The 1647-nt window shown below is 57.9% G+C and carries 4 protein-coding genes; all 4 read right to left on the bottom strand.

Going from position 1 to position 1647, the window contains the following annotated elements:
- Window positions 1-164, bottom strand: a 164-nt coding sequence (locus tag ACR0C6_RS21125; protein WP_480621056.1) for a cbb3-type cytochrome c oxidase N-terminal domain-containing protein, incomplete at its 3' end; no start/stop codon positions are given.
- Window positions 161-346, bottom strand: a complete 186-nt coding sequence (locus ACR0C6_RS21120) for a cbb3-type cytochrome c oxidase subunit 3 (protein WP_480621054.1) — start codon at window positions 344-346, stop codon at window positions 161-163. The genes ACR0C6_RS21120 and ACR0C6_RS21125, both read right to left, overlap by 4 nt.
- Window positions 347-358: 12 nt before the next feature.
- Window positions 359-1087, bottom strand: a complete 729-nt coding sequence (ccoO, locus tag ACR0C6_RS21115) for a cytochrome-c oxidase, cbb3-type subunit II (RefSeq protein ID WP_480484688.1) — start codon at window positions 1085-1087, stop codon at window positions 359-361.
- A gap of 16 nt (window positions 1088-1103) precedes the next feature.
- The coding region (locus ACR0C6_RS21110) for a cbb3-type cytochrome c oxidase subunit I (RefSeq protein WP_480621052.1) at window positions 1104-1647 on the bottom strand (544 nt) is incomplete at its 5' end.

Genomic DNA, 1647 nt, shown 5'->3' with positions numbered 1-1647 from the left:
GGCCAGGCTGGAAACATGATCGTATAGATCACGCCCCAGAAGATGGTGGCGTAGAAGGTCCATAGCCACCAGCGCGGCATGGGGTTGTCGAATTCCTCGATTCCGTCCCAGCTGTGCCCGGTTGTATTAGGATCGCCCGGCTGTTTATCAGGTGTCTTGCTCATTGCCGCGCCTCCTTGGATGTGGCGGGTTTGTCTTGGTGCCGGAAGGGGATGTTGGCGGTGTCCTTGTATTCCTTGCTGGCACCGGGGCGGAAAACCCAGATCACGATGCCAACGAAGAAGACAAACAACACAAGCAGCATCCAGCTATCCGCGAACTGTCGAAGAAGTGTGTATTCTTCCATCCCACCCTCCTGTTAACGGCTTGCATCCGGGGTAAAGGTCGAGAAATCGACCAGCGTACCCAGCATTTGCAGATAGGCGATCAGCGCATCGGCTTCGGTCAGTTCAGGCTGACCATCGAAGTTGCGCACGTTGACCTTGTCACCGTACCGCTCGAGCAGACCGTCGTAGTCGCTGTCAGGGTCGGCCTGCGCGCTGAAATCGGCAACCGCGTTTTCCAGCATCTCGTCGGTATAGGGGGTGCCGACAACCGCATTGGTCGCCATGATGTCACCGATATACTTGCCGTCGATCTTGCGATGTTCGAGGAAGCCGTATTTCGGCATCACCGATTCAGGCACCACAGACTGCGGGTTGCGCAGGTGGTCCATCTGCCACTGATCTGAATAGCGGCCACCGACACGCGCCAGATCAGGCCCGGTACGCTTTGATCCCCACTGGAACGGGTGGTCATACATCGATTCAGCCGCCAGCGAGTAGTGGCCATAACGTTCGACCTCGTCCCGCATCGGGCGGATCATCTGGCTGTGGCAGACATAGCAACCTTCGCGGATGTAAATTTCACGCCCTGCCATTTCGAGAGGGGTGTAAGGGCGCATGCCCTCCACCTTCTCGATGGTGTTCTCAAGATAGAACAGCGGGGTGATCTGCACCAGGCCACCGATGGTCACGACCAGAAAGCTGAAGATCAGCAGGAGGGTCGCGTTGGTCTCGAGGATCTTATGTTTGTCGAGAATTGCCATTGCTCCGGCCCTCCCTCTATTCAGCCGGGACCGCGACGGTCAGGCTGGCCTCTTTGGCCGGCGCTTTCCGCACAGTCATCCACAGGTTGTAGCACATGATCACGGCGCCAGCGACGAACATCACGCCACCCAGAGCACGCACCACATACATCGGGAACTTGGCGGCCACGGTGTCAGCGAACGAGTTCACCAGGAAGCCATTTGCATCCACTTCACGCCACATCAGGCCTTCCATGATACCGGTGACCCACATCGACGCGGCATAAAGCACGATGCCGATCGTGGCGAGCCAGAAGTGCCAGCTTACCATTTGCAGCGAGTACAGACGCTCGCGTTTCCACAGGACAGGCACCAGGAAGTACAGTGCACCAAAGGTGATCATGCCGTTCCAGCCCAGCGCGCCCGAGTGCACGTGACCAATGGTCCAGTCTGTGTAGTGGCTGAGACTGTTCACAGCACGGATCGACATCATCGGACCTTCAAAGGTGGACATGCCGTAGAAGCCGACCGAGATGACCATCATGCGGATGATCGGATCGGTGCGCAGCTTGTCCCAGGCC

The sequence above is a fragment of the Ruegeria sp. AL12 genome (assembly GCF_056540885.1).
The sequence above is the reverse complement of the archived record's forward strand: the minus strand, read 5'-3'. Positions and strand labels throughout refer to the sequence as shown.